A 26,285-nucleotide genomic window follows, 5' to 3' on the forward strand; every position below is an offset into this window, starting at 1 on the left:
GACGGCACGGACGAGTGGGTCAACTCGCCGTGATCCGGAACGTCGCGACCCGGTCGTCCACGCCCGCGACGTGCACGGTCGCCCACGAGCGGGCCAGTTCCGGTTCGCGCGCGGCGATGGCCTCGTAGATCGCCGTGTGCTGCTCGCGGGTCTTCGCGACCGCGCCCTCCTGGGTGAGCCCGCGCCAGATCCGGGCGCGGGCGGTCGGCCCGGACAGGCTGTCGAGCAGCGAGCACAGCACCGGGTTGCCCGAGCCGTCGGCGATCTTGCGGTGGAACTGCAGGTCGTTGGCGACCAGCGCCTCGACCGTCGGCGAGTCCTCCAGCTCGCCGAGCAGCGTGCCCAGCTCCGCGATGTCGGCGTCGCTCATGTGCAGCGCGGCCAGCGCGGTCGCGGCGGGTTCGAGGATCCGGCGCACGGCCAGGAAGTCGAGCACGGTGTCGTCGCGGTGGAAGTCGACCACGAACGTCATGGCGTCGAGCAGCAGGTTGGGCTCGAGGCTGGTGACGTACGTGCCGTCGCCCTGGCGGACGTCGAGGACCCTGATCAGGCACAACGCCTTCACGGCCTCGCGCAGGGAGCTGCGCGAAAGCCCGAGCCGCTGGGCCAGCTCGGCCTCCTTCGGCAGCCGGTCGCCCGGCGCCAGCTCGCCGGAGATGATCATGTCCTTGATCTTGTCGATCGCGACATCGGTGACGGGCATCGCGTCCGCCCTCCCTGCAACAGACCTCGGATGTTTCGGTGTTACTCCCCAGCGTGCCATGTCCCGGCGAAGGAGGGGCGATGACCCACCAGGGCACACCACAACGAGTGGCTCTGCACACCCGGCTCAAACCCGGCAAAGAGGCCGAGTACGAGTCCGTCCACGCGGTCATCCCGCCGGAACTGGACACCGCGTTGCGCGAAGCCGGTGTCCACTCCTGGCGGATCTGGCGTAACGGACTCGACCTGTTCCACGTCCTCGAAGTCGACGACTACGAAGCGATGCGCGCGGCGCTGCGGGACCACCCCGCCAACGTGCCGTGGCAGGCCAGGATGGCCGGGCTGCTGGCCGTCGAGGACGACTACTCCGGCGGCGACACCGGCATCGGACTGGTCTGGGAATTGCCGGTGAAGGAGTGACGGCGTTGGAACTCTCCCTGTCCCCGCTGGGGCTCGGCTGCGCGCAGCTGGGCAACCTCTACCACGCGATCACCGACGAGACGGCGGCCGCGACCGTCCGGCGCGCGTGGGAGGAGGGCATCCGCTACTTCGACACCGCACCGCACTACGGCCTCGGCCTGTCGGAGACCCGGCTCGGCGCGGCGCTGAGCGCCTACCCGCGGGACGAGTACGTGCTTTCGACGAAGGTCGGCCGGGTGCTGGAGCCGAACCCCGGCGGCGCCGGCGCCCGCGACGACCAGGGCTTCGCGGTCCCGGCCGCGTACCGGCGCCGGTGGGACTTCAGCCGCGACGGCGTCCTGCGGTCCCTCGACGACAGCCTGACGCGGCTGGGCCTCGACCGCGTCGACATCGTGTACGTCCACGACCCCGACGACCACTTCGAGGAGGCGGTGTCGGGGGCGTTCCCGGCGTTGCGCGAGCTGCGGGAGCAGGGCGTGATCGGCGGGTTCGGCGCCGGGATGAACCAGGCGCCGATGCTGGCCGAGTTCGTCCGCCGCACCGACCTCGACGTCCTGCTGGTGGCCGGCCGCTACACGCTGCTCGACCAGCCGGCGCTGGACGAGCTGTTCCCGCTCTGCGCCGCGCGGGGCGTCGAGGTGGTGGCCGGGGGCGCGTTCAACGGCGGGATCCTGGCGACCGCCGAACCGGGCCGGGTCTACGACTACGCCGAAGCCCCGCCCGAGCTGGTCGAACGGGCCGGGCGGATCGCGGAGATCTGCGCGCGGCACGGCGTCGAGCTGCCGGAAGCCGCGCTGGCCCTGCCGATGGGGCATCCCGCGGTGGCGTCGGTGGTCGTCGGCGCGCACGATCCTTCGCAGGTGAGCGTCAACGCCCGGCGCGCGCGGGCCGCGGTGCCGCCGGCCCTGTGGACCGAGCTGATCGACGCGGGACTGCTGCGCGCCGACGTCGTCATCGCCGAAGGGGTCTCATGATCGACGCGCACCACCACCTTTGGGACCCCGCGCGGCGCGAGTACCCGTGGATGACGGGTGACGCCATGGACCCGATCCGGCGTCCGTACACCGTCGACGACCTGCGCGCGGTGACGAAGGCGGCGGGCGTGCACGCGACGGTCCTGGTCCAGACGGTGTCCTCGGCGGAGGAGACGGCGGAGTTCCTCGCGACGGCGGCCGCGGAGCCGGTGATCGCGGGTGTGGTCGGCTGGGTGGACCTCACCGCCGCGGACGTCGCCGACCGCCTGGCCGCCCTCGGCGGACCCCTGGTCGGCATCCGGCACCAGGTGGAAAACGAGCCGGACGACGACTGGCTGCTGCGGCCCGAGGTGCTGGCCGGGCTCAGCGCCGTGGCGGCGGCGGGATTGGCGTTCGACCTGCTGGTGCGCCCCGCGCAGCTGCCGGCCGCGGCCGAGGTGGCGTTGCGCCTGCCGCAGCTGCGCCTGGTGCTGGACCACGCGGCGAAGCCCCCGATCGCGGCGGGGGAGTGGGAGCCGTGGGCGTCCGCCGTGGCGGCGCTGGCGGGGCGCGAGAACGTCGTGTGCAAGCTGTCCGGCCTGGTCACCGAAGCGGACTGGACGGGCTGGGAGGTCGGGCACCTGCGCCGGTACGTCGACCACGTGCTGGACGTGTTCGGCCCGGAGCGCCTGCTGTTCGGCTCGGACTGGCCGGTCTGCGAACTGGCGGCGTCCTACGAAGTGGTCCTCGACGCGGCGATCGCCCTGACGGGCTCGCTGTCGGACGCCGAGCGCCTGGCCGTCTTCGAGCACAACGCCCGCACGGTCTACGGGCTGGACGCGGGCGGGGTCACCTCCTCCAGGGGGTAAAAAAGGCGACCCCGCCCGCCCGCCGGTGTGGTCTCAGAACTCTTCGTCGCGGATCATGCCGCGCAGCCGGGTCAGGGCGCGGTGCTGCGTCACGCGGACGTTGCCCGCGGAGATGCCGAGCGCTTCGGCGGTCTCGGTCGCCGAGAAGCCGACGGCGATGCGCAGGGTCAGGATCTCCTGCTGCACGCGGGGCAGGGAGGCGAGCAGCCGGCCGAGGCGGGCGCCGAGGTCGAGGTGCAGCGCGTGGGACTCGGGCTCGTTGCCGGCGACGTGCGGGCTCTCCGGGAGCTCGGGGACGGGCTCGGAGCGGTCGCGGGCGACGGCGCGGTAGGCGTCGGCGACCTTGTTGGCCGCGATCGCGTGGACCAGGTAGAGGAAGGAGCCGCCGCGGTCCTGGTAGTCGGGCAGCGCCTTGAGCACGGCCAGGCAGACTTCCTGAGCGACGTCGTCGGCCGACAGGTAGGAGAGGTCACGGCCGCCCATGCGCGCGCGGCAGTAGCGGACCACCACCGGCTCGATCATCTGCAGCAGCGAGTGGATCGCCGCCGGGTTGCCCTCGCCCGCGTCCTTGACGAGGGGGTCGAGGTCCTCCTTGGTGAGCCGTCCGCCCGGGCGGGGCAGAGTCTCGGGGGTGCGATAATCGCGAAGGCTGGAAGCGGATTGTTCGGTGGTACTCGGCGGTGCCGTCATGGTCGTCTCCCCGGCCGACCCTCGACCGTCGCTGCCGGGGGTTCAACACTCCGTAACTGATCCATCGCAGATGCTCCGATGGATCGGGGCCGATCTGCGGTCCGTGCGACGCAGGGTAATCGTAAGCACCTCCAGGCGGGTCAGTCCAGATTTCAACGACCAATACCCCGTTAGCAGTATCGACCGTGATGTTCCCGCGACCCGCCCCCGCACATTGCGATTAATCGGTTTCAGGATGTGCCGAGTTCACTCGTCAGTGGAAGACGACCACGGAAGTGGCGGTCACGGTCACGGCGAGCGACGCAATGGCGGGCAGCAAGCGGCTCGGCGGCCCCGGTTCGGCGGCGCGCAAGGCCCGTTCGCGGTGCATCCCGATGGCTGCCAGCAGGGCAGATGTCCCGGCGGCGAGCACCACCGGGACCAGCGCGCCACCCCAATGGCGCTGGGCGGCGGAGTGCAGGAGCAGTACCGTGCAGGCGGCGGACGCCAGTGCGGTCCGCCGCCAGGCGAGCCCGGTGCGCTCGGCTTGGGCGCCCGCCGGGGTGGTCACGGCCGGATCTCGGTCGGCGTGTCGGTAGTTTTGACGTCACGATAATCGCGAAGCGGCGGTATTCGCGTCCAAGCGGGCCGCTCGCCCGGGGCCGGCCGGCCGGCTCGCGGGGAAAGCCGGGCGGACGGGCCGTTTTTCCCGGCCGTCACCGTCCGCTGCCATTCGTGTCACTCACGAGACCACCAGCAGCACGGCCGCGGCGACGATCAGCGTCAGCAGGCCACCCGTCAGCACCAGGATCGTCCGGCTCGGCGGCAGCGGCTGCCCGGCCCGCATCGCGATCTGCACCCGCCGCCAGCGCGGGTAGGCGGTCGCGGCGAGGACGGCGGCCAGCGCGACGCACAGCCCGGCGAGCACCGTGCTGGCCGCGGCCGGCGACGGCACGAGCTGGTGCACGGCGACGCCGCCCGCGAGCAGCCCGAGGGCGGTGCGGAGCCAGGCGAGGAAGGTGCGTTCGTTGGCCAGCGTGAAGCGGTAGTCCGGTTCGGTGCCGCCCGCGTGGGGCGTGATGCCGCCGGCCGCCTGGGTTTCGGTCGGCTTGATCTCGGCCGGTTTGGTTCCGTCCGGTTTGCTTTCGTCCGGGGCCACGTCCGCAGACGCTAGCCGGTGTGGGCGGGCGCGGCCGGGTCGGTGCGGTGCGCGAACACCCACCAGCGCAGCACGGCGAACCGCACGAACCCGCCGACGAGGCTGGCGAGCAGCAGGGTGCCGGTCTCCTCCCACGACGTCGGCCGGTCGACGAAGGCGTCGAGCAGGGCCAGCACGGCCGAGCCGTACAGGGCGTAGAAGGCGAAGGTGAGCAGGTCCTGCAGGTGTCGCTTGCCGGCGTTGCTGCGTCGCCCGGCGAAGGTGACGCGGCGGTGGAACTCGGTGTTGCCGACAGTGGTGAGCGCGATCGCGACCAGGTTCGCCACCTGGGAGCCGAGCTCGTCGCGCAGCAGGAGGAACAGGACGGCCTGGACGCCGGTTGTCACTACACCGGCCACGACGTACCACGCCGCGTGCGTGCCGAGCTCGTGGTGGCGGTCCGGATCGGTGGCGAGCAGCCGGCGCTCCGGTGCGCACCTGGTGGTGGCCATGATCCCAACCTAGCTGACATTCACAAACTTGTGAATGTGTTAAACCCTGTGATCCCTGCGACACCGGCAGGTTTCGCCGCCCGGCCGGCCGGGGTAGGTCACCGGCGACGATGCTTCCGACGCGCCAGGAGGGCCAGTGAGTGACCGTGACTCGGCCGAACCGCAGAGCTTGAGTCCCAGCGAGGCGCTGGACGAGGACGAGCTGCGCGTGGATTCGCTCGAGGAAGGCATCGAGCCGCCCGAGCACTGGAGCGCCGCCGACCGGTACGGCACCACGCCCCGGGAGATCCGCGAAGGCGAGCCGATGGACCAGCGCCTGGCCGAAGAGATCCCGGACGCCGAGCCGGAGCCGGTCCCGGACCGCCCGCTCGCGGCCACGCCGGCGGCCGAGCTCGACGAGACGATCGAAGACGCACCGGCGGACTTCGAGCCGGTGGTCCCGGAGGACACGCTGCCCCGCCGTCATTCCAACCAGGGCCGCCGCGAGACGACGGACTACGCGGGCGAGTCGGTGGCGGACGCCATCCGCGCGGCAAGGCAGGGCTGATCCGCTCAGACTGCACGTCCGTCCGGACGCCCCTAGCGTGGGGAAAACATCGGACCGCGACGAAGGGAAGGCCGAAAATGCTGACCGTGACCGAAGCCGCCGCCGAGGCGATCACCGCACTGACCAGCCAGGGCGAGGGGGAAGCCGGACTGCGCCTGGCGGTCCAGAACGCCGACGGAGAGAGCGCCCAGCTGGCCCTGTCGGTGGCGCCCGAGCCCGCGGAGGGCGACAGCGTCCTGGGAGAGGCCGAGGGGCCGAAGGTGTTCCTCGAGCCCCAGGCGGCCGCGCTCCTGGACGACAAGGTCCTGGACGTCCAGGAGGACGAAGCGGGCGGCGTGGCCTTCGCCGTGCTTCCCCAGCACACGAGCTGACCGCGGCGGACGGGCCTTTCGCTCCTCGGGATGCGGAAGGTCCGTTCGCAGGCGGGCGCCGCGCAGCGCCGCGCGCCGCCGACCGCCGGTGGTGCTGGCCGCCGACTCCGCCGCTGGCCGCCTTTGTCGCCGGCTACCGACTCGGCCGACATCCGGTACCGCTGGCCGCTGGTCCCGCCGGTCGCCGGTGGCGCCGGTTGCCGGTGGCGCGAGGCCTGCCCGGCGGGGCTTTGTGCACCACCTCCCGGCTGCCGCCGCTGTTGGCCGCCGGTGCTGCTGGTCGCCGTCGCCGATGGCCGCCGACTCCGCCGTCGGCCGCTCGTCGCGCGGGGCTTGCCCGGCGGGTGCGCTTTGCGCACCGCTTCCCCGGTTGCCGACTCCGCCGACCGCCGGTGCCGCCGGCTGCCGGTCCCGCCGATCGCCGGTCTCGCAGAACCCGGCCCGGCGAGTGCGCCCTCGCGCACCGCTCCCCGGCTGCCCTCGCGTCGAACCAGCCAAAGCCCCCGTCTACCCCTCCCTCCAAGCGCGAACCAGCTCCGCCGCCCGCTCCCGCAGCAACTCCGCCGCGTGCTTCCGCGCGTGGTCCAGCGAAGGCGCGTGATCGATCAGCGCGCTGCTCCCCACCACCCCCAGCCGTGCCAAGCCCGCCGCGTCGAGCTGGATCCGCCCGGCCAGTGCCATCAACGGCACCCCGCGCGGCCGCGCTCGGTCGGCGATGCCCGCCGGGGCCTTTCCGTTGAGGCTCTGCTCGTCCAGCGATCCCTCGCCCGTGATCACCAGGTCCGCCCCGGTCAGCGCCTCGTCGACTCCGGTCAGTCCCGCGATGAGGTCGAATCCGGACTCCACGCTTGCCCCGAGCGCGATCGCGGCCGCCGCCACCCCGCCGCCGGCGCCCGAACCCGGCACCCGTGTGACGTCCGGCGCGCCGCCCACCTGCAGTGCGTGCGCCCACCGCCCCAATCCCTCGTCGAGCAGCGCCACCTCCTCGGGGCCCGCTCCCTTCTGCGGCCCGAACACCGCCGCCGCGCCTTCCGGGCCCAGCAACGGGTTCGTCACGTCCGTGGCGACCGCCACGCGCACGCCGTCCAGCCGGTCGCGCACCGGTGTCAGCTCCGTCGACGCCACCCGCGTCAACGTCCCGCCGCCCAGGCCGACCGGTGCGCCGAACGCGTCGAGCACGCCCGCGCCCAGGGCACCGAGCATCCCGGCGCCGCCGTCGGTGCTGGCCGTGCCTCCCACCGTGAGCACCAGCCGCTTCGCGCCGTGCACCAGCGCGTCCGCCAGGAGCTCGCCGACACCCCAGGTGTGCGCGGCCAGCGCTGTCGCCGGGGAGGGTTCGACGAATTCGATCCCGCACGCGCGCGCGGATTCGACGTACGCCGTGCCGTCCAATACCGCGTACCGCGCCTGGACCTGCTCGTCCAGCGGCCCGCGCACCGTCATCCGCACGATCCGCGCGCCCGCGGCCTCCAGTACGTCGAGGGTGCCCTCGCCGCCGTCGGCGACCGGGCACGTCACGATTTCCGCGTCCGGCAAGGCATCGCGCACGCCGAGCGCGATCGCCTCCGCGGCCTCGACCGCGGTCAGGCTGCCCTTGAACTTGTCGGGCGCGATGACGACCCGGGTCACGGCTTCACCTCCGTCAGCGGGGGACGCCCGGCGAGGACCGCCGCGACGTTGCGCGCGGCCAGCACGGCCATCGCGGTGCGAGTCTCGACCGTCGCCGACCCCAGGTGCGGGCTGAGCACGACGTCGTCCCGGCCGAGCAGCCGCGGTTCGACCTCGGGTTCCTTTTCGAACACGTCGAGCGCGGCGCCGGCGATCTCCCCGGCTTCCAGCGCGTCGGCCAGGGCGGCCTCGTCGACGACCGGGCCGCGGGTCGTGTTCACCAGGTACGCCCCGGGTTTCATGGCCCGCAGCGCCCCGGCGTCGATCAGGTGCCGCGTCTCGGGCGTCAGCGGGCAGTGCAGCGAGACGACGTCCGAACGCGCCAGCAGCTCCTCGAAGGACACGTACTCGGCGTCTGTGTCCTTTTTAGACCGTCCAGAATAGACAATCGACATCCCGAAGGCCGCTGCCCGGCGCGCCATCGCCTGCCCGATCTGCCCGTACCCGACGACGCCCAGCGTCTTGCCCTGCAGCCCGGAGCCGAGGAGGAAGCCGAGGTGGAACGACCACGGCGTGCGCGACCGCAGCAGCCGTTCGCCCTCGCCGAGCCGCCGTGTGACGGCCAGCAGCAGCCCGAAGGCGAGGTCGGCGGTGGCGTCGGTGAGCACGCCGGGCGTGTTGGTGACGACGATCCCGCGCGACGCCAGCGCCGGGACGTCCACGTTGTCGTACCCGACCGCGACGTTCGCGACCACCTTCAGCCCCGGCCCGGCGGCGTCGGCCAGCGCGCCGTCGAGCCGGTCGTGCAGCATGCCGACGACCGCCGACGCACCGCGCACGAACTCGTGCAGTTCCGCAGGCGCCAGCGGACGATCGGCGGGGGAGACCTCCACATCGCCTGCCTCGGCGAGGAGCTTCACCGCGTCGTCGGGAATCCATCGGGTCACCGCGATCTTGGCCACGACGACAGCGTAGGGCACCCCACCGACATTTTTCGGGGGCTCGGGTGGCGGAGCCCCCGCCCCGGGGCGAAGCCCCGGATGTCACCGACAATTCAGCCCACGCGCGTCAGCCGCACCACCGCGCTCGCGTACCCGCTCCCCGGCAACGAGACGTCCAGCCCGTGGCTCAGCAACACCGCGCCGTGGTGCACGACGCCGTCCTGGTCGCGGTACGACCCGGCCGGGTCCAGCCCCGCGAGCCGCGGCGGCGTGACCGGCCGCGCGAACTCCGTGGGCCGCCGCCAGAAGAACACGACCGCGGAATCGCCGAGCACGTACTGCACCGCCGTCAGCGCCGAGACCGCCGGGTCGGCCAGCCGGTACTGCGTCCCGTGCTGCACCACCGGCCGGATCTCCTTGTACAGCGCCACGAGCGACGCCGCTTCGGCGAGTTCGCCCGGCGTCCAGCGCGGCAGGTCGCCGCCCAGGCCGAGCACGCCCGCCATCGCCACGTGGAACCGGAACCTCAGCGGCGCTTCCCGGTGCGTGGCCGGGTTCGGGCTGTCGGTCACCCAGGCCGACATCGTGCCCGCGGGGTAGATCTGGCCGTAGCCGTGCTGGATGGTGATCCGGTCGGCCGCGTCGGTGTTGTCCGACGCCCAGATCTCGTCGGTGCGCGCGAGGATCCCCAGATCGGTGCGCCCGCCGCCGCCCGCGCAGCCCTGGATCCGCAGGTGCGGGTGGTCGGTGCGCAGCCGGTCCAGAATCGCGTACACCGCCCGGATGTGGTCGACCCAGAGGCGTGCGGCGTCCGGACCGGCTTCGGGCCAGCCGGCCTCGGTGAACGCGCGATTCATGTCCCACTTGAGGTAGTCGATGCCGTGTGCGCCGACCAGGCCGTCGAGCCACTTGTGGGCCCAGTCCGCGACGTCCGGGCGCGCGAAGTTCAGCACGAGCTGGTTGCGCAACGTCGTCCGGGAGCGGTGCGCCATGTGCAGCACCCAGTCCGGGTGCGCGCGGTAGAGGTCGCTGTCCGGGTTGACCATCTCCGGCTCGACCCACAACCCGAACTGCATCCCGTGCGCGTGGACGGCATCGACGAGGGGCTGCAACCCGGCGGGGAAGCGCTGTTCGTTGGCGGTCCAGTCGCCGAGGCCGGCGGTGTCGCCGCTGCGGGCCCCGAACCAGCCGTCGTCCATGACGAACAGCTCCGCGCCCAGTTTCGCGGCCGCCGCGGCGAGCTCGGTCTCGGTCCGCTCGTCGACGTCCCAGCCGGTCGCCTCCCAGGAGTTGTAGACGATCGGCCGCAGCTCGCCCGGGTGCGGCTGGACGAACTCGCGGACGTACGCGTGCCACCGCCGGCTCGTCCCGCCGAAGCCGTCGGCCGCGTAGAGCCCGGCGAACACCGGCGTCTCCCACGTTTCGCCCGGCTGCAGCCGCCAGGCGACGTGCTCGTGGCCGAACCCGCCGGTCCAGGTGACGCGGCCGGTGTGCGTGCGCTCGACCGTGATCCGCCAGCTCCCGCTCCACGCCAGCGCGGAAGACCACACTTCGCCGGTGGTCTCCGTCGCGTCGCCCGCGTCGAGCATCACCCACGGGTTGACCTGGTGGCTGGAGGCGCCGCGGCGGCTGGTGAGCGTGGTTTCGCCGACCGGCAGCGGTTCGCGCAGCACGCCGTACTCGGCGCTCCACGCCCCGGACGTCCGGCTCAGCCGCGCGCCCTCGCGCCGGGGGAGCGTCCACGACGCGGAATCGGTGCGCAGCAACGCGATCGGCTCTTCGGAACCGGTGTGCCGCAGCGACGTCCAGCGCTCGACGACGTCCCCGCGGACGCGGTAGTGCAGGGACAGCTCCAGGGGGTAGTGCCGGTCGGCGAGCCGGACGACGAGCGCGTCGTCTTCGAGCGCGAAGCCGTCGTAGCGCCACTCGAGCGCCGAAGTTCCGTCGGCGTAGCGCACGGCCAGCGCCGCGACGCCGAAGAAGGCGCCGCCCTCGGCCGGGAGTTCCTGCCGCTCGTCGCCGGGCTCGTCGAAGCTGCTGTCGGCCGGATTGCGGCGCGCGGCGACCTGCGTGGCCTGGGCCAGGGTCAGCGGCGGGCCCCAGTGGACGTGCCGCGGGCGGTCGTCGGCGTCCAGCCGGAAGGCGTACGAGCTTTCGGGGGTGCGCAGCAGCCACAGCCGGTGCGCGGGGTCGTGTTCGACGAGCGACATGCCCGACAGCGTAGAGCTGACCAGCGCGAAAATAAATTCTTGACGAAGTTAATTAAATCTCTCTACCCTTCCGGCCATGCCTCGCAGTGCACCGGCAAGGGCGCCGATCACCAGTCCCGCGGCCGCGACCGTGTTCACCACGGTCCTGACCGAGGGGCCGGTTTCCCGCGTCGACGTCGCCCGCCGCACCGGGCTCTCCTCCGCCGCGGTCACCAAGGCCGCCCGGCCCTTCATCGAGGCCGGCTACCTCGAAGAACTCGCCTCCGAAGGCCGCACCGCCCCCGGGGCCGGCCGCCCGGCGAACCCCCTGGCCATCCGGCCGGACCGCGAGTACTTCGTCGGCGTCAAGATCACCGGCGACGACCTGATCGGCGTGGTCACCGACCTGCGCGCCGACGTCCGGGCCAGCGCCCACCACGCGCTGACCGGCCACGACGTCGGGCACGTCGTCCGCGCGCTGGCCGATCTCGTCGGCGAGCTGCTGACCGGCACCCTCCGCGAGCGCGCCTACTGCCTCGGGATCGCGGTGTCGGGCGACGTCGACCGCGCGTCCGGCGTCGTCCGGTACTCCCCGTTCCTCGGCTGGCGGGACGTGCCGCTGGCCGAACTCCTCGAGGAGGCCACCGGACTGACCGTGACCCTCGAAAACGACGTCAAGGCCCTCGCCGTCGCCGAGCAGTGGTTCGGCGAAGGGGTCGGCGCGTCGTCGTTCGCGCTGGTCACCGTGGGCACCGGCATCGGCAGCGCGCTGGTCGTCCACGGCGACCTGGTCCGGGGTGCGCACGGTGTCGCCGGCGAGATCGGGCACGTCCCGGTCGCCGACGGCGGACCGTCGTGCCACTGCGGCGGACAGGGCTGCGTCGAGGCGATCGCGTCCACCGAAGCGATCCTGACGCGTGCCCGGCAGGTCACCGGCGAGCCCGGCCTGTCGATGGCCGACGCCGTGACGCGGGCCCGCGGCGGCGACGAGCCGCTCCGGGAGGTCTTCGCCGGGGCGGGGCACGCGATCGGCCTCGGGCTGGCCGCGCTGGTCAACCTGTTCGGCCCGGAACGAGTGGTCGTCTCGGGTGAGGGCGTCGCCACCTACGACCTGTTCGAAGACCAGATCCGCCGGACCTTCGCGGTCCAGGCGTTCGGCAGCGCGGCCCGGTGCGGCCTGGTCATCCGGCCGCTGCCGTTCGAGGAGTGGGCCCGCGGTGCCGCCGCGGTCGCCGTCCAGAGCCTTTTCGCGTCAGAAAGCGTCTAAGGAGACACCGTGAGCCCCATGAATCGTCGTAGCTTCCTGGTCGGTTCGGTCCTCTTCGCCGGGGGAGCGGCCCTCGCGGGTTGCACCTCGGACCCGTTGAACAAGAACGCCTCCTCTTCGGGCGCGAAGGTCACGTTGCAGCAGTGGTACCACGCGTACGGCGAATCCGGGACGCAGCAGGCGGTCCAGCGGTACGCGCAGGAGTTCACCAAGGCCAACCCGGACATCGCGATCAACGTCAGCTGGATCGCCGGCGACTACGAGACCAAGCTGAACTCGGCGATGCTCACCGCGCAGGCCCCGGACCTGTTCGAGCTGGGTGACTTCCGGTACCAGAACGTCAAGAACGGCCTGCTCGCGCCGCTTGACGACGTGGTCGGCCCGGTCGAAGCCGACTTCAGCCCGGCCGCGCTGGACACCGTGACCGTCGACGGCAAGGTCTACGGCGTCAAGATGATCGACGACGTCATGATGCTGTACTACCGCAAGAGCGCGCTGCAGGCCGCGGGCGTCCAGCCGCCGCAGACGTTCGCCGAGCTCCTGGAAGCGACGCGGAAGCTCGACAACGGCAAGCAGAAGGGCCTCTACGTCGGCACCGACGGCGTCGGCGAGGCGGCGACGCTCCTGCTCTGGTCGTCCGGCGGGGACTTCTTCGACGCGAGCGGCAAGAAGGTCGCGTTCGCCTCGCCCGAAGCGATCGCCGCGATCGGCGGGCTCAAGCAGCTGCACGACACCGGCGGCCTGCTCCAGGGCTACCCGACCGACTGGTCCGACCCGGGCGCGTTCACCGGAGGCGCCACGGCCATGCAGTGGGGTGGCCTGTGGTCGCTGCCGGACATCAAGAAGGCCCTGGGCGACGACTTCGGCGTCGTCGCGTGGCCGAAGTTCGGCGACGCGGGCAAGCCGGTCGCCCGCGTCGGCGGCTGGTACCAGCTGGCGAACGCGAAGTCGGCGAACCTCGACGCCGTCAAGAAGTACATCGACTGGCTGTGGATCAAGAACGCCGACCTGCAGAAGGACTGGTGCGTCCAGTACGGCTTCCACATCCCGGCCCGCAAGGAGGTCGCGGCGCGGACGACCGAGTTCTCGAGCGGGCCCGCGAAGGACGCCGTGACGATCTCGCAGCAGTTCGGCAAGTCCTACTCGGGGCTGTGGAACAAGGCGTCGGCGACGCTGTTCCTGCAGGCCGCGACGAAGATCGCGAACGGGCAGGCCGACCCGGCCGCCGAACTCGGCGACGCGGCGAAGAAGGCGCAGGCCGAAGTCGACAAGCAGCTGGCATGACGGCCCTGATGGAGGCGCCGGCCGTCTCGGCGCCGGCGAAGCCGCGCCGCCGGCGTCGCGACTGGCGGGCGATCGGCGCGTTCGCGGTGCTTACCGGGCCGGTCGTGCTCGGGCTGGGGCTGTTCAAGTACGTCGCCATCGCGTGGAGCTTCCTGCTCAGCTTCAACGACGCTCGCGGCACCATCACGCTCGGGCACTGGATTGGCTTCGGCAACTACGCGTTCCTGCTGGGCGACGACGCCTTCCTGACCTCGTTGACGACGATCGCGCTCTTCACGGTCTTCATCGTGCCGATCACCTTCGTCGCGTCGCTGGGGCTCGCGGTGCTGATCAACAGCATCAAGCGCGGCAGGGCCTTCTTCCGGACCGTGTTCCTGATCCCGGCCGCGGTGTCCTACGTCGTGGCCGCGCTGGTGTGGAAGATGGCGCTGTTCAACGGGCTGCCGTCCGGGGTCGCGAACGTCGTCGGCGGGCTGTTCGGCGCCGACCCGGTGCCGTGGCTGTCGACGACGAGCCCGCCGGTGTACTGGGTCGCGGTCGTGACGCTGCGGCTGTGGCTGCAGGTCGGGCTGTACATGATCCTGTTCCTGGCCGGACTGCAGGCGATCCCGCCGTCGCTGTACGAAGCCGGCGAGCTGGACGGCACGACGAAGTGGCAGGCCTTCCGCCACCTCACGCTGCCGCAGCTGCGGAACACGTCCGTGGCCGTGCTGCTGCTGATCCTCATCGCCGCGTTCCAGGCGTTCGACGAGTTCTACAACCTGTTCGGCACCGGGCTGTCCGGCACGGCGACCGCGCCGGTGAAACCGCCGCTGGTCTACCTGTACGACTCCGCGCTCGGCGACCAGAACTACGGCGTCGGCTCGGCCGGGGCCTTCCTGCTGACGGTGATCATCGTCGTGATCACGCTGCTGCAGGGCCGGTTCGTCGGCTTCGGGAAGAAGGACTGATGGCCGTTCTGCCGGTGTCCCGGAAGGCGCCCAAGTACGTCCTGGCGTCCGTGCTGTCGCTGGTCTTCCTGCTGCCGTTCTACATCATGCTGCGCAACGCGCTGATGACGCGGCAGCAGGTCAGCTCGCCCGACTGGGCGTGGCTGCCGGACCCGCTGTCGTGGGTCAACTTCGGCGACCTGTTCGCCGACGCCTCGGTGCCCATGGCGCACGCGCTGGGGAACTCGTTCCTGGTCGCGGTCGTGACGGCCCCGGTCGGCACGCTCTTCGGCTCGATGGCGGGGTACGCGCTGGCCCGGATCAACGTTCCCGGGCGGCGCTTCGTGTTCACCTACGTGCTGGTCACGCTGATGATCCCGCAGTCGGTGACGTTCGTGCCGACGTTCGTCGTCGTCGGCTCGATGGGCGGGGTCAACACCGAGTGGGGCATCATCGCGCCGAACCTGTTCAGCGCGTTCACGGTGATCCTGTTCCGCAACTTCTACCTGCGGTTCCCGGCCGAGATCGAGGAGGCCGGGCGGCTCGACGGGCTCGGTTACCTCGGCGTCTACCGGCGCCTGGTGCTGCCGAACTCCGGGAGCATGATCGCCTCGCTCGGGGCGCTGATGTTCATCGAAAGCTGGAACGCGTTCCTGTGGCCGCTGGTCATCGGGCAGGACCCGTCGTCGTGGACCGCGCAGATCGCGCTTTCGACGTTCCTGACCGCGCAGTCGGTCAACCTGCCGGCGCTGTTCGCCGGTGCTCTGGTCACCATCGCGCCGCTGGTCGCGATGTTCCTGGTCGCCCAGCGGTTCATCGTCCGCGGGATCGCGGCCAGCGGGCTCAAGGAATAGGTCCCCTATCGAGGAGTGTTCAGTGAAGCGCCTCCTTTCCGTTTTCCTCGCTGTGCTCGGGTTTTTATCGCTGGTTGTTGTCCCTCCGGCCGACGCACGGACGCCGTTCGTCAAGCCGTTCATGGGTTGGAGCAGTTGGAGCCTGGAGTCGTCGACCCGCGCGGGTTACGGCACTTCGTGGCTGAACGAGTCGCACATCCGTGACGCGGCTCAAGCTCTCGCCACCAAGCTCAAGTCCGCCGGTTACACCTACGTCAACATCGATTCGGGCTGGAACGCTTCGCAGTCCTGGGTCTTCCACACCGACGTCAACGGCATCCCCGACCCCGATCCGACCCGGTTCCCGTCCGGGATCCCGGCCCTGGCTTCCCACGTGCACTCGCTCGGGCTGAAGCTGGGCCTGTACGCCGTGACCGGGCTCGAGAAGGAGGTCTACGACAAGAACGCGCCCATTCTCGGGACGTCGTGCCACGCGCAGGACATCGCTTTCAAGCCGTTGACGCCGTCGAACGGCTGGGGCGGGAACTGGAAAGTCGACTTCACCAACCCGTGCGCGCAGAAGTACTACGACTCGATCGTGGCCCGGTTCGCGTCCTGGGGTGTCGACTTCGTCAAGGTCGACGGGACGACCGCGGACAACGTCGCCGACATCCGGGCCTGGTCGACGGCCATCGACCACTCCCGGCGGCCGATGTGGCTGACGGCGAGCGCGTGGCCGGTGCCGCGGTCCATCGGTGCTTCCCTGGCGCCGTACGCGAACGGCGTGCGCGTCGACACGGACATCGAGTGCTACTGCGAGACGGTGTCCACCTGGGACAGCTCGGTGAAGGCGCGGTGGGCGGACCTGCCTTCGTGGCTCGGCGTCTTCGGGCCGAACTACCGGCCGGACCTGGACTCGATGCCGATCAGCAACAACACGGGGTCCGGCATCCAGGACGGGCTCTCCGACGTCGAGCGGCAGAGCGTGATGACGTTCTGGTCCATGGCTTCGTCGCCGCTGTATGTGGGAGGGGACATCTATTTCCTCGATGCCTCCGCCGTGTCGATCCTGACGAATCCCGAGGTCATCGCGGTCGACCACGCCGGTTCGTACCCGACGCGGGTCAGCGGCGGGGACCTCCAGGTGTGGAAGAAGCGCGCGCCGGACGGCCGGTGGTACGCGGCCGTCTACAACCTGGGTTCCTCGCCCGCGGACATCACGGTGGACTTCGCCGGGGCGCGGCCGGTGCGTGACCTCGTCGCGCGCCGGGATCTCGGGCGGTTCCGGGGCTCGTGGACGGCGTCCGCCGTGCCGCCCCACGGCTCGCGGCTGGTCCGGATCGGCTGACCGTTCTTCCGGAAGGGGACTTTTCCTGCCTGTCCGGGCGGGGAAAGTCCCCTTCGACGTGCGGGCGTCATCCATTGGGTGGAAGACATCTGGTCGGGCCCCCGGCCGCCGTGCTATGTTCGCTGGCAGAACGAGTGTGCGTGATGCGAACAATGCGGAGGGTGTGTGATGGCGGAGCTGCTGTCGCTGGAGGAGGCCGTGGCCCGGCTGGTGCACGACGGCGACACCGTCGCGCTCGAAGGGTTCACGCACCTCATCCCGGTCGCGGCCGGGCAGGAGATCATCCGGCAGCGCCGGCGTGACCTCACGCTGGTGCGGATGACCCCGGACATCGTCTACGACCAGCTGATCGGCGCCGGCTGCGCGCGCAAGCTGATCTTTTCGTGGGGCGGCAACCCGGGTGTCGGCTCGCTGCACCGCTTCCGCGACGCCGTCCAGCACGACTGGCCGGTGCCGCTGGAGATCGAGGAACACAGCCACGCGGGCATGGCGAACCGGTACGTCGCCGGCGCGTCCGGCCTGCCGTTCGCGGTGCTGCGCGGCTACACGGGCACGGACCTGCCGGCCCAGACGGCCACGATCAAGCCGATCACCTGCCCGTTCACCGGCGAGAAGCTGACGGCGGTGCCGGCGTTGAACCCGGACGTCTCGATCGTGCACGCCCAGCGCGCGGATCGCGCCGGCAACGTCCAGATGTGGGGCATCACGGGGGTCCAGAAGGAAGCAGTGCTGGCGGCGAAGCGGTCGCTGGTGACGGTCGAGGAAGTCGTCGACGAGCTGGACGACCGCCCGGGCGCGGTGGTGCTGCCGGCGTGGGTGGTCACGGCGGTGGCCGAGGTCCCCGGCGGCGCGAAGCCGTCGTACGCGGCGGGGTACTACGAGCGGGACAACGCGGCGTACCAGGCGTGGGACAAGGTCGGGCGCGACCGCGAAGAGTTCACGAAGTGGCTGAACGAGCTGACCGGGGTGAAGGCATGAGCGCGGATTACACCGCCGACGAGATGATGAGCGTCGCGGCGGCCCGGGCCCTCGGCGACGGCATGTCCTGCTTCGTCGGCATCGGCCTCCCGAGCAAGGCGGCGAACCTCGCCCGCCGCGCGCACGCGCCGAACCTGACCTTGATCTACGAGTCGGGCTGCCTCGGCGCCAAGCCGTCCCGCCTGCCCCTGTCGATCGGCGACGGCGAGCTGGCCGACACGGCGGACGCGGTGATCAGCGTGCCGGAGGTGTTCAACTACTGGCTCCAGCCCGGCCGCATCGACGTCGGTTTCCTCGGCGCGGCCCAGCTGGACAAGTTCGGCAACATCAACACGACGGTGATCGGCTCGGACTACCACGACCCGAAGGTCAGGTTGCCGGGAGCGGGCGGCGCCCCGGAGATCGCCGCCTCGTGCGGCGAGGTGTTCATCGTCCTCCGCCAGAACCCGCGCGCGTTCGTGGAGAAGGTCGACTTCGTGACGTCGTTCGGCCACGGCACCGGCAAGGGCGACCGGGAGCGGCTGGGCCTGCCCGGCCGCGGTCCCACCCTGGTGGTCACCGATCTGGGGCTGCTGCGCCCGGACCCGGAGATGGCGGAGCTGACGTTGACGCACCTCCACCCGGGGGTGGATCTCGACAGCGCCATCGCGGCCACGGGGTGGAAACTGAAGGTGTCCGACGACCTCGAGACCACCCCGGCCCCCACGGAGCAGGAGCTGACCGTCCTGCGAGACCTGGAGAAGGCAAGCGCATGACCGACGCGCCTCCCGGCAACGGCCCCACGTCGCGCCACCGCCACCCGGGCCCGCCATCGCGGCGAAGCGCCTCGCCCGTGGCAGGCTCTCCCCACGCGATCACCCTCGCGTCACCCACCCGGAAGGCGAGCGCATGACCGACGTCTACATCCTCGACGCGATCCGCACCCCGTTCGGCCGCTACGGCGGCGCGCTGGCCGGCGTCCGCCCCGACGACCTCGCGGCCGGCGTGCTCAAGGCGCTCCAGCAGCGCAACGACCTCGATCCGTCCACAGTGGACGAAGTCACCCTCGGCGACGCGAACGGCGCGGGCGAGGACAACCGCAACGTCGCCCGCATGGCCGCCCTCCTCGCCGGCTGGCCCACCACCGTCCCCGGCAGCACGGTCAACCGCCTCTGCGGGTCCGGCCTCGACGCGGCCATCCAGGCCAGCCGCGCGATCCAGACCGGCGACGCCTCCCTCGTCGTCGCGGGCGGCGTCGAGTCCATGACCCGCTCCCCGCTGGTCATGCCGAAGCCGGACAAGGCCTTCCCCGCGAGCAACCAGACCCTCTACAACACCGCGCTCGGCTGGCGCATGGTCAACCCGGCGATGCCGTCGCAGTGGACGATCTCCCTCGGCGAGTCCACCGAGCAGCTCGCCGAGCGGTACGGCATCGGCCGCGACGAGCAGGACGCCTTCGCCGCCCGCAGCCACGTCAACGCCGCCCAGGCGTGGGACGAGGGCTTCTACGACGACCTGGTCGTCCCGGTCGAGGGCGTCGACCTGGCCCGCGACGAAGGCATCCGCCCGGACTCCAGCCCCGAGAAGCTCGCCAAGCTGAAGCCCGTGTTCCGCAAGGAAACCGGCACGGTCACCGCGGGCAACGCCTCCCCGCTGAACGACGGCGCCTCGGCCCTCCTCCTCGGCGACGAAGCGGCCGCGAGGAACCTGAACAAGGCCCCGCTGGCCCGGATCGCCGGCCGGGGCGCGGCGGGGGTCGACCCGGACGTCTTCGGCATCGGCCCGGTGCGCGCGGCCGAGATCGCCCTCGAACGCGCCGGCATCGGCTGGGACGACCTGGCCGCGGTCGAGCTCAACGAGGCCTTCGCCGCGCAGTCGCTGGCCTGCCTGCGCGACTGGAAGGACCTGGACCCGGAGATCGTGAACACCCACGGCGGCGCGATCGCCATCGGGCACCCGCTCGGCGCGTCCGGCGGCCGGATCCTCGGCACCCTGGCGCACGACCTGCACCGCCGCGGCGGGGGCTGGGGCCTGGCCGCCATCTGCATCGGCGTCGGCCAGGGGCTGGCTGTCGTCCTCGAAGGCCGATAAGGGAGAGAAACGTGGCCACTCCGACCGAATTCAGGCTGCCGCGCTACGGGGAAGACCCCGAAGGCACCCACCCGCCCCTCGACTCCAGCGGCTACCGTTCCACGGCGCTGCGGCACCCGAAGCAGGAGCTCGTCCTGCTGCCGCAGATGCTGACCGAGGTCACCGGCCCGCTGCTCGGCCCCGGCCGCCTCGGCGAGCTCGACAACGACCTCACCCGGCAGCACGCCGGCGAGCCGCAGGGCCAGCGCATCATCGTCACCGGGCGGCTCCTCGACGGCGACGGCCGTCCGGTGCGCGACTCCCTGGTCGAGATCTGGCAGGCGAACGCGGGCGGCCGCTACCGGCACACCGGCGACCGCTGGCCGTCCCCGCTCGACCCGAACTTCGACGGCGTCGGCCGCACCCTGACCGACAGCGACGGCCGCTACACCTTCACCACCATCAAGCCCGGCGCGTACCCGTGGAAGAACCACGACAACGCCTGGCGCCCGGCGCACATCCACTTCTCGGTGTTCGGCTCGGCGTTCACCCAGCGGCTGGTCACCCAGATGTACTTCCCGGACGACCCGCTGTTCTCCCAGGACCCGATCTTCAACTCGATCCCGGACGAAAAGGCCCGGCAGCGGATGGTCTCGCGCTACGACCACGACATCACGCAGGCCGAGTGGGCGCTCGGGTTCCAGTTCGACATCGTGCTGCGCGGGCGCGACGCGTCGGTGTTCGAAGAGGAAGAGGACGAGGACGAATGACCAGGCTGCTGCCCACCCCTTCGCAGACCGTCGGCCCGTACCTGTCGATCGGGCTGCCCTGGCCCGACGGCCCGCACGTCGTGCCCGAGGGCACGCCCGGCGCGTTCTGGATCCGCGGGACCGTTCGCGACGGCAACGGCGACCCGGTCCCGGACGCCATGATCGAGACCTGGCAGGCCGACCCCGAGGGCGGCTTCTGCCACCCGGACGACCCGCGCGGCGCGGCGAACGGCGAGTTCCGGGGCTTCGGCCGCTGCCCGACGGAGACCGACGGGACGTACGGGATCTTCACCGTGCTCCCCGGCGTGGTGCCGGGCGAGGGCGGCGTCACGCAGGCGCGGCACATCGACGTCTCGGTGTTCGCGCGCGGCCTGCTCAACCGGGTCGTCACGCGGATCTACTTCGAGGACCAGGACAATACGGGCGACCCGGTCCTGGCGACAGTCCCCGAGGAGCGGCGCGGCACGCTGATCGCGGCGAAGACCGGCGACGGCTACCGCTTCGACGTGCGGCTGCAGGGAGACGGCGAGACCGTCTTCTTCCGGGTGTGACGCCGTGAGCGCCGTGAAGCTGCACCGGGTCGTGGAAGGGCCCGAGAACGCGCCGGTGGTCGTGTTCGGCGGGTCGCTCGGCAGCGACCTGCGGATGTGGGAACCCCAGGTCGCGCCGCTGGTGGAACGCGGGTTCCGGGTGGTCCGCTACGACACGCGCGGGCACGGCGGGTCGCCGGTCCCGCCGGGGCCCTACGAGCTCGAAGACCTGGGCGCCGACGTCCTGGCCCTGCTCGACGACCTCGGCGCCGAGCGGGTGCACCACGTGGGCCTGTCGCTCGGCGGCATGACCGGGATGTGGCTCGGCATCCACGCGCCGGATCGGATCGCGAGCCTGGTGCTGTGCTGCACGTCGGCGAAGCTCGGGCCGCCGTCGATGTGGGCCGACCGGGCCCGCACGGTCCGCGCCGAGGGCACCGCGGCGGTGGCCGAGGCGGGCGTGCAGCGCTGGCTGACCCCGGGGTACCGCGAGCGGCACCCGGACCGGGCCGAGTTCCTCCGCGCGATGATCGCCGCGGTCCCGGCCGAGGGCTACGCGGCGTGCTGCGGGGCGATCGAGCGGATGGACCTGCTCGACCTGCTGCCGAAGATCACCGCCCCTACGGTGGTCATCGCGGGCGCGGACGACCCGGCCACGTCGCCGGCCGAGCACGCGCGGCCGATCGCCGAGGGCATCCCCGGCGCGCGGCTGGAGGTCGTGGCGGACGCCGCGCACCTGGGCAGCTACGAGCGGCCGGGGGAGTTCACCCGGCTGATCCTGGACCACTTGGAGCGAGCGTGACGGACCGCCATGAGCAGGGCATGAAAGTGCGGCGCGAGGTGCTCGGCGACGAGCACGTCGACCGCGCGGTCGCGGGCACCACGGACTTCAGCCGCCCGTTCCAGGACTACATCACCGAGGGCGCGTGGGGCTCGGTGTGGGCCCGCGACGGCCTGGACCGCCGCACCCGCAGCTGCGTGACCCTGGCGGCGCTGACGGCGCTGGACGCGCACAACGAGCTGGCGATGCACGTCCGGGCGGCGGTCCGCAACGGCCTGTCGGCGGCGGAGATCGGCGAGGTCCTGCTGCACACGGCGGTCTACGCGGGCGCACCGGCGGCGAACGCGGCCTTCGCCATCGCCCAGCGCACCCTGGCCGAGCTCGGCGAGCCGAGCGCCGTGCCGAAGGACGCCGGATAAGGTGCCGGGCATGGACGTGACGAGGCCGCAGACCGACGTCCGCCTGGCCGGCGAACCGGCGCACCGTGGAGCCCACCACGTGCAGTCGCTGGAGCGCGGCCTGGCGGTGATCAAGGCCTTCCACGCGGGCGCGTCCGAGCTGACGTTGAGCGACGTGGCCCGCGCGACGGGCCTCACCCGCGCGGCGGCGAGAAGGTTCCTCCTGACCCTGGCCGACCTCGGCTACGTCCGCACCGACGGCAAGTACTTCTCGCTGACGGCCCGGGTGCTGGAGCTGGGCTACGCGTACCTGTCGAGCATGACGCTGCCGGAGGTGGCCCAGCCGCACCTGGAGCACCTGTCGGCCCGCGTCCACGAGTCGAGCTCGGTCTCGGTCCTGGAGGGCACCGACATCGTCTACGTGGCCCGGGTGGCGGTCTCCCGGATCATGACGGTGAGCATCAACGTGGGAACCCGCTTCCCGGCGCACGCGACATCGATGGGCCACGTCCTCCTGGCGGGTCTCGCCGAGGCCGACCTGGAGGCGTACTTCCTGGTGGCGAGCTTGGACCGCCTCACGGACCACACGGTGACGGCGCCGGCCCGCCTGCGTACGGAGCTGGCCAGGGTGGCCACCCAGGGCTGGGCCATGGTGGACCAGGAACTGGAGGAAGGCCTCCGCTCGGTGGCCGCCCCGATCCGGGACCGGAGGGGTCAGGTCGTGGCGGCGGTGAACCTGTCCACTCACGCCAGCCGCACGACGGCGGAGTCGGTGGAGAAGGACCTGGTCCCCCCGCTGCTGGAGACGGCCCGCGCCATCGAGGCGGATCTGGCGGTCGGAGCCCCGGCCCACGCCCGTGGCTGACCCGCGGGCAGGCTCGCCCTCATGACCACTTCTCTCCGGGTCGCCGGCCTCCTCCTGGCCGCCGGTGCCGGCCGGCGCTTCGGGGGTCCCAAGGCTCTCGTCGAACTCGACGGGGAACCGCTCGTCCTCCGCGCGCTCCGCACCCTCACCGCCGCCGGGTGTCAGCCCGTGCGGGTCGTCGTCGGGGCCGCCGCCGACCAGGTTCGCGCCCTCCTGCCCGATCCCGCCCAGGCCGTGACCGCCGAAGACTGGGCCACCGGCATGGGCGCCTCCCTCCGCGCCGGCCTCACCTCGCTCGAAACGACCGACGAGCCCGCCGCCGCTCTCGTCCACCTCGTCGACCTCCCGTGGGTCGGCACCGACGTCATCGCCCGGCTCACCGCCGGCGTCACCCCCGAAACCGTCGCCCGCGCGGCCTACGACGGCGTGCCCGGCCACCCCGTTGTGCTCGGCCGCCGCTGGTGGGGCGAGGTCGCGGGAACCGCCCGAGGCGATCGCGGCGCCCGTGACTGGCTCGCCACCCGCGCCGACCTCGCCCTGGTCGAGTGCGGTGACCTCGGCAGCGGCCGGGACGTCGACCGCCCCGGCGATCTCGCCGGTCCCGCCGGAAGACCTACGATCGACTCGTGACGGACTCGCCCGAAGACCTCGCCGCCGCGCTCGACGCGACCGGTTACCTCGCCGATGACGGGCTGGCGACCGCCGGCTTCCTCGCCCTGCGGATGGGCCGCCCGCTCTTCTGCGAGGGCGAACCGGGCACCGGCAAGACGTCACTCGCCCTGGCCTTGGCCACCGCGCTGGACAGGCCGCTCGTCCGCCTCCAGTGCCACGAGGGCATCGACGCCGCCCAGGCCCTCTACGAGTGGGACTTCCCCCGCCAGCTGCTGCACCTGCGCGCGCTCGAGGCGGCCGGCGGCGGGCAGCTCGACGTCGAGGCCGCCGAGCGCTCGCTCTACACCGAGCGGTTCCTGCTGGCCCGGCCGCTGCTGCAGGCCCTGATCAGCGCCCCGTGCGTCCTGCTCATCGACGAGATCGACCGCGCCGACGACGAGTTCGAGGCCTTCCTCCTGCAGCTGCTCGACGAGCACGCCGTGACCATCCCCGAGTACGGCGAAGTCCGCGCCGAGCACCCCCCGCTGGTGATCCTCACCTCGAACCGGACGCGCGAGGTCCACGACGCGCTGAAACGCCGTTGCCTCTACCACTGGCTCGAACACCCGGACCTGGTTCGGGAGGTCGAGATCCTGCGCCGTAGGATCCCGCGGGTAAGTGCAGCTCTGGCTCGGCAAATCGCTGAAGCGGTGCATCGGCTCCGCGAAATGGATCTGCTGAAACCACCGGGAGTGGCGGAGTCCCTCGATTGGGGGCGGGCTCTTTTGACTCTTCACCGTGACGAGCTGGACGCGGCGACAGCGGCACGCACGCTGGGCGCCGTCCTGAAATACAGCGAAGACCTCGACCGGGTCAGGGCGAAGCTCGACGCCTTGTTCGCCTGACACCCGGGTCGGGGGCCGGGTCGAAGCGAGGGAGAACCAGCGGATGAGCGTGGCGGAGACGACGGAGACGAGACCGCCGTCCGAAGCGGAACCGGATCGGCCGGGTGCGGCCGGGACGCCGACCGCGCGCCGGGGCTGGCGGGGCAAGCTCGCCGCGGTGGCCGCCGTGCTCGGCGGGACCGCGCTGATCGCCGTGCACGCCTCCTTCTACGGGCACTGGCTGATCGACGACTCGGCCATCACGTTCGCCTACTCGCGCAACCTCGCCGACGGCTTCGGGCCCGTGCTCCAGCCCGGTGCCGCGCCGGTCGAGGGGTACTCCAACCCGACCTGGATGGTCCTGATCGCTCTCGGCAAGCTCGTCGGTCTCTTCGACCACGGGACGCTCTTCGGCGTCAACGACCAGATCCTCTTCCCGAAGGCGCTCGCGCTGCTCTGCTGCGCCGCCATCCTGGTGCTCTTCTACTTCGGTGCCAAGGTGCTCAGCCGCCGCCCGGCGCTGATCACGTTCGTCGCCGGGGCCGCGCTCGCCGCGATCCCGTCCTTCGTCATCTGGTGCTTCTCCGGGCTGGAGAACTCCTTCTACGCCCTCACCGTCGCCGCGCTCGCGGTGCTGATCGTGCGTGCGGTCCACAGCGGCCGGCTGCTCGACACCCAGGTCGCCGTCGGCACCGGGCTGATCTCCATGCTCGCCGCGCTGACCCGGCCCGACGGCATCATCTACGCCGGGGCCTACCCGATCGCCGTCCTGCTGTTCCTCAAGCGGGAGCTGCTCGGCCGCAGCGTGCGCGCGGTCGTGCTCTCCGTCGCCGGCTTCGCCGTCCCGTACGGCGCGTACCTGGTTTTCCGCTGGTTCGAGTTCGGCCGGCTGGTCCCGAACACCGCCGTCGCGAAGGGGCAGGAGCCGCCGACGCTCGAGGACCTCGCCCGCCCCGGTGACATCGTCTCCTACGTGGGCTGGCTGGTCGTCGCGGTCGCCGTCGCGTGCCTGGTGGTGCTGATGGTCCGGCCGTCGCGCCTGCGCACCGGGCTGATCGCCCTGATGGCACCGTTCGGGCTCACCGTGGTCGCCTACATCGTGCTCGAATACGACTGGATGGGGCAGCTGCGGTTCGCCACCCCGGTCTGGACGCTGGGTGCGTTCGGTGCCGCGATCGTGGTCGTCGAGGCGCTGGCCGCGGTCCGGCTGCGCGGCCGGATCGCGCTCGCCTGCCTGCTGGTGGTGGCGCTGGTCAGCTCGGTGAGCGGGCTCTACGACCAGGGCAAGTCCTACCGCGCCAACGTCAAGACCGCGTTCTGCATCGTGGCCGAGCGCGACGCCCGGACCATCAACGGCCTCGCGGACATCCTCAAGCTCCCCGACTCGGCCCAGGTCGGCCTGATCGACCTCGGCGGGACGTCGCTGGGCAGCCGCCTCCGGGTGCTCGACCTGGCCGGCCTCGGCGACAAGCAGGTCGCCGACTACCTGCACGAGTCCGACGTGACGGGCGTCCGCAACTACGTCTTCAACCAGGAGAAGCCCGAGCTGATCACGTTCATCGGTTCGTGGATCACCACGCTGGGCTTCGACAAGGACCCGCGGTTCGAGAGCGAATACGCGACGATCTTCGTCAACCCGCCGATCGGCAACCTGACCATCGATTCGCGCAACTGGGTCAGCTACCACGTCCGGCGCGACCTGGTCGACGACGCGAAGCTCGCCGAGCTCAAGGCGTACACGCAGAAGACGCTGCCGCCGGTCCTGGAGCTCAACAAGACGGCGGGGCTGCGCGGCTGCGCCAACATCCAGCCCGGCTTCAAGGCCGCTGCCTGATCGAAGCCGCAACGCCCGCCTCGTC

29 protein-coding genes are annotated in these 26,285 nt (G+C 71.8%); 21 read left to right on the plus strand and 8 right to left on the minus strand.

What is annotated here, in order from left to right; genetic code table 11:
- Positions 1-19: 19 nt before the first annotated feature.
- A complete protein-coding gene (locus ACWEVN_RS28620) occupies positions 20-703 on the minus strand; it encodes a FadR/GntR family transcriptional regulator (RefSeq protein ID WP_452053364.1) in 684 nt (227 codons plus the stop codon).
- An 80-nt stretch (positions 704-783) separates the two neighbouring features.
- On the opposite strand from ACWEVN_RS28620, the gene ACWEVN_RS28625 reads away from it, so the two are divergent.
- The 3 genes from ACWEVN_RS28625 to ACWEVN_RS28635 are packed head-to-tail and all read left to right on the plus strand — an operon-like array spanning position 784 to position 2,944.
- A complete protein-coding gene (locus ACWEVN_RS28625) occupies positions 784-1,122 on the plus strand; it encodes an L-rhamnose mutarotase (protein ID WP_449685024.1) in 339 nt (112 codons plus the stop codon).
- 5 nt (positions 1,123-1,127) lie between these two features.
- Positions 1,128-2,096: an aldo/keto reductase gene (locus ACWEVN_RS28630; protein ID WP_449685025.1), complete on the plus strand. Its 969-nt coding sequence runs from the start codon at positions 1,128-1,130 to the stop codon at positions 2,094-2,096.
- The gene (locus ACWEVN_RS28635) at positions 2,093-2,944 is read left to right on the plus strand and encodes an amidohydrolase family protein (RefSeq protein ID WP_452053365.1); all 852 of its coding nucleotides are present in this window, start codon (positions 2,093-2,095) and stop codon (positions 2,942-2,944) included. Before ACWEVN_RS28630 ends, ACWEVN_RS28635 begins: the two co-directional genes overlap by 4 nt.
- Positions 2,945-2,977: 33 nt before the next feature.
- Here ACWEVN_RS28635 and shbA read toward each other — a convergent pair whose 3' ends face one another.
- The 4 genes from shbA to ACWEVN_RS28655 form a co-directional block, all read right to left on the minus strand.
- The gene (gene shbA / locus ACWEVN_RS28640) at positions 2,978-3,634 is read right to left on the minus strand and encodes an RNA polymerase sigma factor ShbA (protein ID WP_449679741.1); all 657 of its coding nucleotides are present in this window, start codon (positions 3,632-3,634) and stop codon (positions 2,978-2,980) included.
- 253 nt (positions 3,635-3,887) lie between these two features.
- Complete coding sequence (locus tag ACWEVN_RS28645; protein WP_452053366.1) at positions 3,888-4,184, minus strand: DUF202 domain-containing protein; 297 nt, start codon at positions 4,182-4,184, stop codon at positions 3,888-3,890.
- Positions 4,185-4,355: 171 nt separating this feature from the next.
- Positions 4,356-4,727, minus strand: a complete 372-nt coding sequence (locus ACWEVN_RS28650) for a YidH family protein (protein WP_452053377.1) — start codon at positions 4,725-4,727, stop codon at positions 4,356-4,358.
- 56 nt (positions 4,728-4,783) lie between these two features.
- Positions 4,784-5,263 carry a GtrA family protein gene (locus ACWEVN_RS28655; RefSeq protein WP_449685028.1) on the minus strand — a complete coding sequence of 160 codons (480 nt, stop codon included), beginning with the start codon at positions 5,261-5,263 and terminating at the stop codon, positions 4,784-4,786.
- Positions 5,264-5,399: 136 nt separating this feature from the next.
- Here ACWEVN_RS28655 and ACWEVN_RS28660 point away from each other — a divergent pair, with 136 nt between their 5' ends.
- Positions 5,400-5,810 carry a hypothetical protein gene (locus ACWEVN_RS28660; protein WP_449685029.1) on the plus strand — a complete coding sequence of 137 codons (411 nt, stop codon included), beginning with the start codon at positions 5,400-5,402 and terminating at the stop codon, positions 5,808-5,810.
- A gap of 77 nt (positions 5,811-5,887) precedes the next feature.
- The gene (locus ACWEVN_RS28665) at positions 5,888-6,181 is read left to right on the plus strand and encodes an iron-sulfur cluster biosynthesis family protein (protein ID WP_176172267.1); all 294 of its coding nucleotides are present in this window, start codon (positions 5,888-5,890) and stop codon (positions 6,179-6,181) included.
- Positions 6,182-6,688: 507 nt separating this feature from the next.
- Here ACWEVN_RS28665 and ACWEVN_RS28670 read toward each other — a convergent pair.
- The 3 genes from ACWEVN_RS28670 to ACWEVN_RS28680 form a co-directional block, all read right to left on the minus strand.
- Complete coding sequence (locus tag ACWEVN_RS28670) at positions 6,689-7,810, minus strand: glycerate kinase (RefSeq protein WP_449685031.1); 1,122 nt, start codon at positions 7,808-7,810, stop codon at positions 6,689-6,691.
- Positions 7,807-8,751: a 2-hydroxyacid dehydrogenase gene (locus ACWEVN_RS28675; RefSeq protein ID WP_449685032.1), complete on the minus strand. Its 945-nt coding sequence runs from the start codon at positions 8,749-8,751 to the stop codon at positions 7,807-7,809. Before ACWEVN_RS28675 ends, ACWEVN_RS28670 begins: the two co-directional genes overlap by 4 nt.
- 92 nt (positions 8,752-8,843) lie before the next feature.
- Entirely contained in the window at positions 8,844-10,940 is a 2,097-nt protein-coding gene (locus tag ACWEVN_RS28680; protein ID WP_452053367.1) for an alpha-galactosidase, read from the minus strand.
- 76 nt (positions 10,941-11,016) lie between these two features.
- Between ACWEVN_RS28680 and ACWEVN_RS28685 the strand changes: the two genes are divergently transcribed.
- The 16 genes from ACWEVN_RS28685 (at position 11,017) to ACWEVN_RS28760 (ending at position 26,260) form a co-directional block, all read left to right on the plus strand.
- A complete protein-coding gene (locus ACWEVN_RS28685) occupies positions 11,017-12,186 on the plus strand; it encodes an ROK family protein (protein ID WP_452053368.1) in 1,170 nt (389 codons plus the stop codon).
- A gap of 18 nt (positions 12,187-12,204) precedes the next feature.
- The gene (locus tag ACWEVN_RS28690) at positions 12,205-13,470 is read left to right on the plus strand and encodes an ABC transporter substrate-binding protein (RefSeq protein WP_452053369.1); all 1,266 of its coding nucleotides are present in this window, start codon (positions 12,205-12,207) and stop codon (positions 13,468-13,470) included.
- On the plus strand, positions 13,467-14,420 hold the full coding sequence (locus tag ACWEVN_RS28695; RefSeq protein WP_449685035.1) for a carbohydrate ABC transporter permease: 954 nt from the start codon (positions 13,467-13,469) through the stop codon (positions 14,418-14,420). The genes ACWEVN_RS28690 and ACWEVN_RS28695 overlap by 4 nt, the downstream gene beginning before the upstream one ends.
- The gene (locus ACWEVN_RS28700; protein ID WP_449685036.1) at positions 14,420-15,253 is read left to right on the plus strand and encodes a carbohydrate ABC transporter permease; all 834 of its coding nucleotides are present in this window, start codon (positions 14,420-14,422) and stop codon (positions 15,251-15,253) included. Before ACWEVN_RS28695 ends, ACWEVN_RS28700 begins: the two co-directional genes overlap by 1 nt.
- Before the next feature lie 121 nt (positions 15,254-15,374).
- Positions 15,375-16,580 (plus strand): glycoside hydrolase family 27 protein, encoded by a 1,206-nt coding sequence (locus ACWEVN_RS28705; protein ID WP_452053370.1) that lies wholly within the window; start codon positions 15,375-15,377, stop codon positions 16,578-16,580.
- A 168-nt stretch (positions 16,581-16,748) separates the two neighbouring features.
- Entirely contained in the window at positions 16,749-17,558 is an 810-nt protein-coding gene (locus tag ACWEVN_RS28710) for a CoA transferase subunit A (RefSeq protein WP_310974532.1), read from the plus strand.
- The gene (locus ACWEVN_RS28715) at positions 17,555-18,313 is read left to right on the plus strand and encodes a CoA-transferase subunit beta (RefSeq protein WP_452053371.1); all 759 of its coding nucleotides are present in this window, start codon (positions 17,555-17,557) and stop codon (positions 18,311-18,313) included. The genes ACWEVN_RS28710 and ACWEVN_RS28715 overlap by 4 nt, the downstream gene beginning before the upstream one ends.
- 133 nt (positions 18,314-18,446) lie before the next feature.
- On the plus strand, positions 18,447-19,628 hold the full coding sequence (locus ACWEVN_RS28720; RefSeq protein WP_452053372.1) for a thiolase family protein: 1,182 nt from the start codon (positions 18,447-18,449) through the stop codon (positions 19,626-19,628).
- A gap of 11 nt (positions 19,629-19,639) precedes the next feature.
- Complete coding sequence (pcaH, locus tag ACWEVN_RS28725; RefSeq protein ID WP_449679752.1) at positions 19,640-20,377, plus strand: protocatechuate 3,4-dioxygenase subunit beta; 738 nt, start codon at positions 19,640-19,642, stop codon at positions 20,375-20,377.
- The gene (gene pcaG, locus ACWEVN_RS28730) at positions 20,374-20,928 is read left to right on the plus strand and encodes a protocatechuate 3,4-dioxygenase subunit alpha (RefSeq protein ID WP_449685041.1); all 555 of its coding nucleotides are present in this window, start codon (positions 20,374-20,376) and stop codon (positions 20,926-20,928) included. Before pcaH ends, pcaG begins: the two co-directional genes overlap by 4 nt.
- Positions 20,929-20,932: 4 nt before the next feature.
- Entirely contained in the window at positions 20,933-21,709 is a 777-nt protein-coding gene (pcaD, locus tag ACWEVN_RS28735) for a 3-oxoadipate enol-lactonase (protein WP_452053373.1), read from the plus strand.
- The gene (pcaC, locus tag ACWEVN_RS28740) at positions 21,706-22,107 is read left to right on the plus strand and encodes a 4-carboxymuconolactone decarboxylase (RefSeq protein ID WP_452053374.1); all 402 of its coding nucleotides are present in this window, start codon (positions 21,706-21,708) and stop codon (positions 22,105-22,107) included. Before pcaD ends, pcaC begins: the two co-directional genes overlap by 4 nt.
- A 10-nt stretch (positions 22,108-22,117) precedes the next feature.
- A complete protein-coding gene (locus ACWEVN_RS28745; RefSeq protein WP_449685044.1) occupies positions 22,118-22,951 on the plus strand; it encodes an IclR family transcriptional regulator domain-containing protein in 834 nt (277 codons plus the stop codon).
- Positions 22,952-22,972: 21 nt separating this feature from the next.
- On the plus strand, positions 22,973-23,581 hold the full coding sequence (locus tag ACWEVN_RS28750) for a nucleotidyltransferase family protein (RefSeq protein ID WP_452053375.1): 609 nt from the start codon (positions 22,973-22,975) through the stop codon (positions 23,579-23,581).
- Positions 23,578-24,447, plus strand: coding sequence for an AAA family ATPase (locus tag ACWEVN_RS28755; protein WP_449685046.1), 870 nt, complete (start codon positions 23,578-23,580; stop codon positions 24,445-24,447). Before ACWEVN_RS28750 ends, ACWEVN_RS28755 begins: the two co-directional genes overlap by 4 nt.
- A 43-nt stretch (positions 24,448-24,490) precedes the next feature.
- A complete protein-coding gene (locus tag ACWEVN_RS28760) occupies positions 24,491-26,260 on the plus strand; it encodes a hypothetical protein (RefSeq protein ID WP_452053376.1) in 1,770 nt (589 codons plus the stop codon).
- The last annotated feature ends 25 nt before the right edge of the window (positions 26,261-26,285 follow it).

Source organism: Amycolatopsis sp. NPDC003861, assembly GCF_053605405.1.

What these genes read in the sequence shown, in the direction of transcription:
- ACWEVN_RS28620 (WP_452053364.1), bottom strand. Translation starts at nt 703, where the DNA reads ATGCCCGTCACCGATGTCGCGATCGACAAGATCAAGGACATGATCATC.
- ACWEVN_RS28625 (WP_449685024.1), top strand. Translation starts at nt 784, where the DNA reads ATGACCCACCAGGGCACACCACAACGAGTGGCTCTGCACACCCGGCTC.
- ACWEVN_RS28635 (WP_452053365.1), top strand. Translation starts at nt 2,093, where the DNA reads ATGATCGACGCGCACCACCACCTTTGGGACCCCGCGCGGCGCGAGTAC.
- shbA (WP_449679741.1), bottom strand. Translation starts at nt 3,634, where the DNA reads ATGACGGCACCGCCGAGTACCACCGAACAATCCGCTTCCAGCCTTCGC.
- ACWEVN_RS28655 (WP_449685028.1), bottom strand. Translation starts at nt 5,263, where the DNA reads ATGGCCACCACCAGGTGCGCACCGGAGCGCCGGCTGCTCGCCACCGAT.
- ACWEVN_RS28665 (WP_176172267.1), top strand. Translation starts at nt 5,888, where the DNA reads ATGCTGACCGTGACCGAAGCCGCCGCCGAGGCGATCACCGCACTGACC.
- ACWEVN_RS28680 (WP_452053367.1), bottom strand. Translation starts at nt 10,940, where the DNA reads ATGTCGCTCGTCGAACACGACCCCGCGCACCGGCTGTGGCTGCTGCGC.
- ACWEVN_RS28685 (WP_452053368.1), top strand. Translation starts at nt 11,017, where the DNA reads ATGCCTCGCAGTGCACCGGCAAGGGCGCCGATCACCAGTCCCGCGGCC.
- ACWEVN_RS28690 (WP_452053369.1), top strand. Translation starts at nt 12,205, where the DNA reads ATGAATCGTCGTAGCTTCCTGGTCGGTTCGGTCCTCTTCGCCGGGGGA.
- ACWEVN_RS28695 (WP_449685035.1), top strand. Translation starts at nt 13,467, where the DNA reads ATGACGGCCCTGATGGAGGCGCCGGCCGTCTCGGCGCCGGCGAAGCCG.
- ACWEVN_RS28700 (WP_449685036.1), top strand. Translation starts at nt 14,420, where the DNA reads ATGGCCGTTCTGCCGGTGTCCCGGAAGGCGCCCAAGTACGTCCTGGCG.
- ACWEVN_RS28705 (WP_452053370.1), top strand. Translation starts at nt 15,375, where the DNA reads ATGGGTTGGAGCAGTTGGAGCCTGGAGTCGTCGACCCGCGCGGGTTAC.
- ACWEVN_RS28710 (WP_310974532.1), top strand. Translation starts at nt 16,749, where the DNA reads ATGGCGGAGCTGCTGTCGCTGGAGGAGGCCGTGGCCCGGCTGGTGCAC.
- ACWEVN_RS28715 (WP_452053371.1), top strand. Translation starts at nt 17,555, where the DNA reads ATGAGCGCGGATTACACCGCCGACGAGATGATGAGCGTCGCGGCGGCC.
- ACWEVN_RS28720 (WP_452053372.1), top strand. Translation starts at nt 18,447, where the DNA reads ATGACCGACGTCTACATCCTCGACGCGATCCGCACCCCGTTCGGCCGC.
- pcaG (WP_449685041.1), top strand. Translation starts at nt 20,374, where the DNA reads ATGACCAGGCTGCTGCCCACCCCTTCGCAGACCGTCGGCCCGTACCTG.
- ACWEVN_RS28745 (WP_449685044.1), top strand. Translation starts at nt 22,118, where the DNA reads ATGGACGTGACGAGGCCGCAGACCGACGTCCGCCTGGCCGGCGAACCG.
- ACWEVN_RS28750 (WP_452053375.1), top strand. Translation starts at nt 22,973, where the DNA reads ATGACCACTTCTCTCCGGGTCGCCGGCCTCCTCCTGGCCGCCGGTGCC.
- ACWEVN_RS28760 (WP_452053376.1), top strand. Translation starts at nt 24,491, where the DNA reads ATGAGCGTGGCGGAGACGACGGAGACGAGACCGCCGTCCGAAGCGGAA.